Source organism: uncultured Allobosea sp. (assembly GCF_945956895.1).
Classification (GTDB): Bacteria; Pseudomonadota; Alphaproteobacteria; order Rhizobiales; family Beijerinckiaceae; genus Allobosea.
This window is the reverse complement of sequence record NZ_CAMFJF010000107.1, coordinates 1-7237: the sequence shown is the minus strand read 5'-3', so window position 1 is coordinate 7237 and position 7237 is coordinate 1. Positions and strand designations below refer to the sequence as shown.

Below are 7237 nucleotides of genomic sequence, written 5' to 3'. Positions count from 1 at the left end.
TCTTCCTGGCGCACGAAGCCCTTGGCGGGCAGCTTGCCGGCGAGGAAGAGCTCGACCATGGCGACGCAGCCGGCGGCGGTGGTGAGCTGGATCGCGCCGAGCTCGTCATTGCCGTCATAGCGCAGCACGACGCTCTCTTCCTCGAGGCGGCCGTTCCGCTCGCCGACGCCGGTCACGAAGATCACGACCACGTCCTTGCGGGTGAAGGGCGCGGAATGCGTCAGGATGCGGCGCAGCGTCTCGCGATCGTCGGCGAGGTCGAGGTCGCGCAGCAGGAGCTTCATGATCTCGGCATGGCCGGGATAGCGCAGCGTCTTGTAGCTCATGTTGCGGACCTTGCCGGCGAGCGTCTCGGTCAGCGTGCCCAGGCCGCCCGAGGTGTTGAAGGCCTCGTAGGCGACGCCGTCGATCATCACGCTCTCGATGCCTTCCAGCGCCGGCACCAGGGTTGGCTGGCCGTCGAAGACGATCTCGCAGGGGTTGCAGTATTCGTTGATCAGGCCGTCGACGGACCAGGTCACGTTGTAGCGCAGCGCATTGGTCGGATAGAGCGGCAGCGCGCCGACGCGCATCTTGATGGCGCGGACGTTCTCGAAGCGCGCGGCCATGTCGGCGCCGAGGATGCAGATGAAGCCCGGCGCCAGGCCGCATTGCGGGACGAGCGCGACGTCGGCGGTCTTGCCGAGTTCCTTGATGTAGGAAGTGGTTGCGACGTCTTCGGTCAGGTCGAAGTAATGGGTCTTGGTCTCGGCCGCGACCTTGGCGATGCCCTTGTTGAGGAAATAGGGGCAGGCGCTGACGACGATGTCGCGGTCCTTGAGGAAGGTGCGCAGTGCGTCGAGGTTGGAGGCGTCAACGGTCTCGGTCGCAAAGCGGCTGCCGGCCGCGTGCTTGAGCTGCGCCGCGGAGGCGTCGGCCAGCGTCACCTGATGGCCCTGCTCGGCCAGCATGCCGGCGATGATGACGCCGATCTGGCCGGCGCCGAGCACGGCAATGCGCTTCTGGATGGTCATGTCGCGATCTCCTGGTTGAGTGTCGGGTCGGCCAGGAGCCTCCCCCTCGATGCGGAGCATCGCCGCAAGCCGTGCAGGCTTTAACGGGCGGATCGTCGGGGGATCGCGTTATTGTGCTTTAATGCGATGGGGAATGAGCGAATACGACGGGAAATTCTTGAGGCCAGTCCGCTCCGCCTTCAGCGCTCGAATTTGCGGGCCAGAATCACCGAGGAGGTCGTCCGCCGCACGCCCTCCATCTCGGCGATCCAGTCGATGATCGTGTCGAGGTCGCTGGAGGTCTCGCATTCGATCTTGACGCTGAGGTCGAAATGCCCGCTCAGCGTGTGGCATTGCACGATTTCCGGCCGCTTTTTCAGCGCCGCGACGACGCCGCCCTGCTGTTTCATCTCCAGTTCGATCAGGATCAGTGCCGAGATCGTGGTCTCTGGCCGGCTCGCCTTGCCGAGGATCGTGGTGTAGCCGGCGATCACGCCGTCGCGTTCGAGCCGGCTCAATCGCCCTTGCGCCGTCGCGCGGGAGACGCCGAGCTGCTTGGCGATCTCCGACAAGGGCAAGCGGGCATTCTCAGTGAGGATGCGGATGAGTTCGCGGTCCTTCGCGGCGTCTGACGGCCGTGCCATGTCGTCTCCCGTGGTTCGGCAGGCCGTCATATAGCAGGGAAATGATGCGGTCTCGCAAGGGTTCGGCTTATTTCGCTATCCGCGAGCTGTTCAGGGGCTATCGAACGAGAATCCGCCCGAAAAGGAACATCTTGTCGTTCGAAGCATTGCTCACGCGCCGGAGGGGACTTGCTTCGGGGCGCAAATCGGAGTGGCATGCCGACCGGCGGCAGCACGCTTTGCCATGGAGAACGCCATGTTCAGGACTCTTATTCTCGCATCCGCATCGGCCTTCGCGCTTGTCTCCTTCTCCGTGGCGCCCGCCTCGGCGCTGAGCATGAAGGAATGCAGCGTCAAGTATCAGGACGCGAAGAAGGCCAACACGCTGAAGGGCCAGAAGTGGAACGACTTCCGCAAGGCTCAGTGCGGCGACGACGACGCCGCTGACGACGAGGCCGCGGCTGCGATGCCGGCCGAGCCGGCCAAGCCAGCTGCTGCCGCCACGGCGGCCGCTCCCGCTGCCAAGCCCGCCGCGATGCCGGCCGGCAAGGCCAAGGCTGCCGTCTTCCCGAAGGCGGTTTCGCAGAAATATTCGAGCGAAACCGCCGGCAAGGCACGTCTCAAGACCTGCGTCGATCAGTACAACGCCAACAAGGCAGCCAATGCCAATGGCGATCTCAAGTGGATCGAGAAGGGTGGCGGCTACTGGAGCCAGTGCAACACCAAGCTGAAGGGTTGACCCTCAGCAGGGTATCTGTTTCGGGAACGCCGCGCCGGAAGGCGCGGCGTTTCGCGTTTCTAAAGCGACTGGGAGGGGCGCGATCCCGGCTCGGCAGGCCGGCTCGGCGCCGGATTGCCGGGCCTCTGCCCCTTGCCGATCATCTCGCCGCGCGAGCGGATGACATGGGCAGTCACCACCTCCTGGACCCGCTTTTCCGCGGCCTCGCGCACGGCATTGCGATTGGTCGGCCGGCCGTCCTCAGTTTCAATGATCTCGATCGTGGCATGGGTCAGGGCGTCGACATCGCCCTTGCAGAACAGCATGGCGGCCTTGGCGACGACCTCTGCCTTCTCGTCCGTGAGCAGCATCGGCGCGCCCTCGCGGCCGATGCAGGCCAGCATCTTGCTGCGGATCAGGTCGCGTGTCTTCTCCAGCAAGGCCTTCTTCTCGGCCCACGCCGCGCGCTCCTTCTCCGTGGCTTCCGGTGTCTGGGCGCGGACGGGGGCGCCGGGTGAGACCGGCCCGCGCACATTGGCGCTCTGCTTTACGCATTCGACCAACGCCGGCAGCATCTCGCCGGTCGAGGTCAGCGCGAAAGTATAGCGAGCGTCATTGGCCTCCAGCTCGAGATAGCGGCCCTGCCGGAAGGCATTGATCAGGGTGGACTGCGCCGGCATGGCGATCGTGACGAGCGTCGGCGACTTGATGTTGGCGGTCACCTCGATGGTCGAGCTGCGGTCGAAGACGAGCCGGAGCTTAAGCGTCTCGCCGGTTCTCAGCTTCCATTCGGGCTTCGAGAAGCCGAGCAGCCAGGAGAATTGCGCGGTCACCGAGGTCAGCATGGTGACGCCGCTCTTGTAGCGGGCGCTGACGGCGCAATGCGAGAAGGCACCGCTCTGGTCGTTGGTGAAGGTGCCGCCCGACCAGTTGCCGACGACGATCTTGCCGAAAGGACCTGCGGCTGCCGCCGGCAGCGACAGAAGGCAGCTCAGGGCGACGATCGCAGCCCGCATCAGGATTCCTCCGTTGATATCCCGCCACAAGGCTAGAGCAGGATGGCAGCCGGGGGAAACCCGCTTTTTTAGGCCGCTTCACGCCGGAGCGGTCGCAGCAGCATCGCCAGAAGATCGCTCTGGCTGACGAGCCCGACCAGACGCTCCTCGTCATCCACGACGATGACGGCGTGGTGGCGGCCATCGGTGAGGGCAGCGATGAGATCGACGGCTGGTTCGTTCGGGCGTGCGATCACGGCCGGGGACATCACGTCGCGGACGCGCAGGCCCGGATGAGCGAGCTCGCGCAGGCCGACCGTACCGAGCACCCGGTTCTCGCGATCGATGACGGGCAGCGTCCGGATCGCATGGTCGAGCAGCAGGCGGCGGGCGGTTGCGATATCGTCATGCTGATCGACCCGGACGAGATCACGCGACATGATATCGGCGCAGCGTGGCAAATCGCGCTTGCGGGCGAGCGCATGCAGTTCGACGCGTCGCAGCAACCGGTCGAGATCCTCGCGGTCGATGTCGAAGGCCTCGCCGACATCGTTCAATGCGGCGTCGATATCGGCTTCGATGAAGCCGACGCGTTGTGCGGAGGGCGGGTCCTTCGTGCCGTGAGCATTCGCCGGCGCCTGCGCGCGATGCGGATAGCTGTGGCTGGAGAAGCGGTGGAAGGCGATGCCAAGCAAGGTCAACACCAGCGCATTGAGCCCGACCGGAACGAAGGCGAAGCCGAGCCCGTAGGTCGCGACGGCCGGCCCCCCGAGAGCGGCGGTCAGCGCCGCCGCTCCGCCCGGCGGATGCAGGCAACGCAATAGCGACATCGCCGCGATGGCGAGTGCGACCGCGCATCCTGCCGCGACCGCTGGTTCCGGGACATAGCGGCTGACGAGGAGGCCGATCAGCGCCGAGACGGTGTTGCCGCCGACGATCGGCCAGGGTTGCGCCAGCGGGCTCGACGGTATCGCGAAGAGCAGGAGTGCGGAGGCGCCCATCGGTGCCACAAGAAGCGGCAAGTGTGGATCATTGCCAAGCAGCAGGCCGCAGATCAGCCCGGTCGCGCCGACGCAGACGAGCGCCCCGGCACAGGCGACCAGACGGTCGCGCCAGGTCGCGCCGGCCAGGATCGGCGCGAAGAACCGGAAACGCGAGCGCTCCGGGGAGGGAGGAGAAACGGAACTCATGAGGCCGATTGGGCTGCTTAAATATAAGGCAGCCTCAATAGGCGGATCGCGATTGTTGGGGCAACGCTATTCTGCCCTCAGGCTGGCCGCTTTCCGGAAAAAGGTAGAAACGTCTTTCTGCGCGGCGCGATCGGGGAATTTCAATCTAGCGATCGTTCATGGTTCCCGAAACCACGGCGTCATCCCGGGCGACCGGAGGGAGACCCGGGATCCATGCTGGAGCGCTTCCGAAGAAGGTTCAGGCATGGATCCCGGATTTGCGCTTCGCTGCGTCCGGAATGACGCGCATTTTCATGAAAAGCAGGGTGCCCCGGCGGGGCAACCTGCTCCGCGTCAATCGACGACGCGCACCGCGCCCTTGGCCGCGCTCGTGGTTGTCGCGGCATAGGCCTTCAGCGCGGTCGAGACCTTGCGCTTGCGCGGAGCGGCCGGCTTCCAGGCATCCTTGCCCTTGGCTTCCATGGCGGCGCGGCGGCGCGCCAGTTCCTCGTCGGAGACCTGGAGCTGGATGCTGCGGTTGGGAATGTCGATCGCGATGATGTCGCCGCTCTCGACCAGGCCGATCGCGCCGCCTTCCGCCGCTTCCGGCGAGACATGGCCGATCGAGAGGCCGGACGAGCCGCCCGAGAAGCGCCCGTCGGTGATCAGCGCGCAGGCCTTTCCGAGGCCTTTCGACTTCAGATAGCTCGTCGGATAGAGCATTTCCTGCATGCCCGGCCCGCCGCGCGGCCCCTCATAGCGGATCAGCACGATATCGCCGGGCGCGACCTTGCGGTTGAGGATGCCGTCGACCGCTGCGTCCTGGCTCTCGAAGATCACGGCCGGGCCGGCGAACTTGAGGATCGAGGCATCGACGCCCGCCGTCTTCACGATGCAGCCGTCGAGCGCGATATTGCCGAACAGCACGGCGAGACCACCATCCTTGGAATAGGCATGCTCGGCGCTGCGGATCACGCCCTTCTCGCGGTCGGCGTCGAGCTCGGCGAAGCGGCGGTCCTGGCTGAAGGCGGTCTGGGTCGGCACGCCGCCCGGTGCGGCGCTATAGAAGGAGCGCACGGCCTCACTCTGGGTCTGGGTGATGTCCCAACGCGCCAGCGCGTCCGCCATCGTCGCGCTGTGCACGGTCGGCAGCGAGGTGTCGATCAGCCCGGCGCGGTCGAGCTCGCCGAGGATCGCCATGATGCCGCCGGCGCGATGCACGTCTTCCATATGCACGTCGGCGACGGCCGGCGCGACCTTGCACAGCACGGGCACGCGCCGCGAGAGCCTGTCGATATCGGCCATGGTGAAGTCGATCTCGGCCTCATGCGCCGCCGCCAGCAGGTGCAGCACCGTATTGGTCGAGCCGCCCATGGCGATATCGAGCGTCATCGCGTTCTCGAAGGCCTTGAACGAGCCGACATTGCGCGGCAGCACGCTCTCATCGTCCTGCTCGTAGTAGCGGCGGGCAATGTCGACGATCAGGTGGCCGGCTTCGACGAAGAGACGCTTGCGGTCGGCATGGGTGGCGAGCGTCGAGCCGTTGCCGGGCAGAGCGAGGCCGAGCGCCTCGGTCAGGCAGTTCATCGAGTTGGCGGTGAACATGCCCGAGCAGGAGCCGCAGGTCGGGCAAGCCGAGCGCTCGATCACATCGACTTCGGCATCGGTATACTTGTCGTCGGCGGCCGCGATCATCGCGTCGACGAGGTCGACCTTCTTCAGCACACCCTCGGCGATGAACTTGCCGGCCTCCATCGGCCCGCCCGAGACGAAGACGGTCGGGATGTTCAGGCGCATCGCCGCCATCAGCATGCCGGGCGTGATCTTGTCGCAATTGGAGATGCAGACCATCGCGTCGGCACAATGCGCGTTGACCATGTATTCGACGCTGTCGGCGATCAGCTCGCGCGAGGGCAGGCTGTAGAGCATGCCGTCATGGCCCATGGCGATGCCGTCATCGACCGCGATCGTGTTGAACTCCTTGGCGACGCCGCCGGCCTTCTCGATCTCGCGCGCCACGAGCTGGCCGAGATCCTGGAGATGGACATGGCCCGGCACGAACTGGGTGAAGGAGTTCACCACCGCGACGATCGGCTTGCCGAAATCGCTGTCCTTCATGCCGGTGGCGCGCCACAGGCCGCGGGCGCCGGCCATGTTGCGGCCATGGGTGGAGGTGGCGGATCTCAGGCGAGGCATTGCTAAGCGTCTCCGGTCTCGGGCTCGGCGGTTCGGGCTTGGATCTGCCCGTTGGGCGACACGCTATCGCCCGCGCGCCCTGCGACAAAATTGAATTCTTCGATTTCCATGATCGGCGCCGCGCATGGCGGCGTCGATTTCAACTCCACCGTCATCCCGAGGCGTTTCCGGAACGGTTCAGGCATGGATCCCTGATCGACGCGGCTTTGCCGCTTGTCCGGGATGACCTGCGCTTTCTAAAGGGAGGTTGGGGTTCCAAGGAACGGGTGGAGGATACGCGCCATGCTGCGTAATATCGATGTGGACCTGTTGCGCAGCTTTGTGACGGTTGCGGAGCTCAAGAGCTTCACGCGCGCAGCCGCCGCGCTGTTCCGCAGCCAGTCGACGGTCAGCACCCAGATCCGCCGCCTTGAGGAACTCGCCGGCCAGACCTTGCTGCAGCGCTCGCCGCACGAGGTTCTGCTCACGCGCGCGGGCGAGCAGTTCCTTGGCTATGCCCGCCGCATCGTCGCGCTGCATGACGAGGCGCTCGACGTCATCAATG

At 65.7% G+C, this 7237-nt stretch carries 8 protein-coding genes; 2 read left to right on the top strand and 6 right to left on the bottom strand.

Annotated features, from left to right (window positions below):
- A partial coding sequence (locus Q0Q02_RS22450; RefSeq protein ID WP_293812875.1) for a saccharopine dehydrogenase C-terminal domain-containing protein occupies positions 1-1013 on the bottom strand: 1013 nt, incomplete at its 3' end.
- A gap of 179 nt (positions 1014-1192) precedes the next feature.
- The gene (locus Q0Q02_RS22445; RefSeq protein WP_293812874.1) at positions 1193-1636 is read right to left on the bottom strand and encodes an Lrp/AsnC family transcriptional regulator; all 444 of its coding nucleotides are present in this window, start codon (positions 1634-1636) and stop codon (positions 1193-1195) included.
- 235 nt (positions 1637-1871) lie between these two features.
- Between Q0Q02_RS22445 and Q0Q02_RS22440 the strand changes: the two genes are divergently transcribed.
- A complete protein-coding gene (locus Q0Q02_RS22440; RefSeq protein WP_293812872.1) occupies positions 1872-2354 on the top strand; it encodes a hypothetical protein in 483 nt (160 codons plus the stop codon).
- A 59-nt stretch (positions 2355-2413) separates the two neighbouring features.
- Here the strand turns inward: Q0Q02_RS22440 and Q0Q02_RS22435 are convergent, their stop codons facing one another.
- The 4 genes from Q0Q02_RS22435 to Q0Q02_RS22420 all read right to left on the bottom strand — a co-directional run bounded on the left by Q0Q02_RS22435 (position 2414) and on the right by Q0Q02_RS22420 (position 6878).
- Positions 2414-3349, bottom strand: a complete 936-nt coding sequence (locus tag Q0Q02_RS22435) for a hypothetical protein (RefSeq protein ID WP_293812870.1) — start codon at positions 3347-3349, stop codon at positions 2414-2416.
- Positions 3350-3417: 68 nt separating this feature from the next.
- Entirely contained in the window at positions 3418-4518 is a 1101-nt protein-coding gene (locus Q0Q02_RS22430) for an HPP family protein (protein ID WP_293812868.1), read from the bottom strand.
- Between the two features lie 333 nt (positions 4519-4851).
- Entirely contained in the window at positions 4852-6693 is a 1842-nt protein-coding gene (gene ilvD / locus Q0Q02_RS22425) for a dihydroxy-acid dehydratase (RefSeq protein WP_293812866.1), read from the bottom strand.
- A 2-nt stretch (positions 6694-6695) separates the two neighbouring features.
- Complete coding sequence (locus tag Q0Q02_RS22420; protein WP_293812865.1) at positions 6696-6878, bottom strand: hypothetical protein; 183 nt, start codon at positions 6876-6878, stop codon at positions 6696-6698.
- A gap of 97 nt (positions 6879-6975) precedes the next feature.
- On the opposite strand from Q0Q02_RS22420, the gene Q0Q02_RS22415 reads away from it, so the two are divergent.
- A partial coding sequence (locus tag Q0Q02_RS22415; protein ID WP_293812863.1) for a LysR family transcriptional regulator occupies positions 6976-7237 on the top strand: 262 nt, incomplete at its 3' end.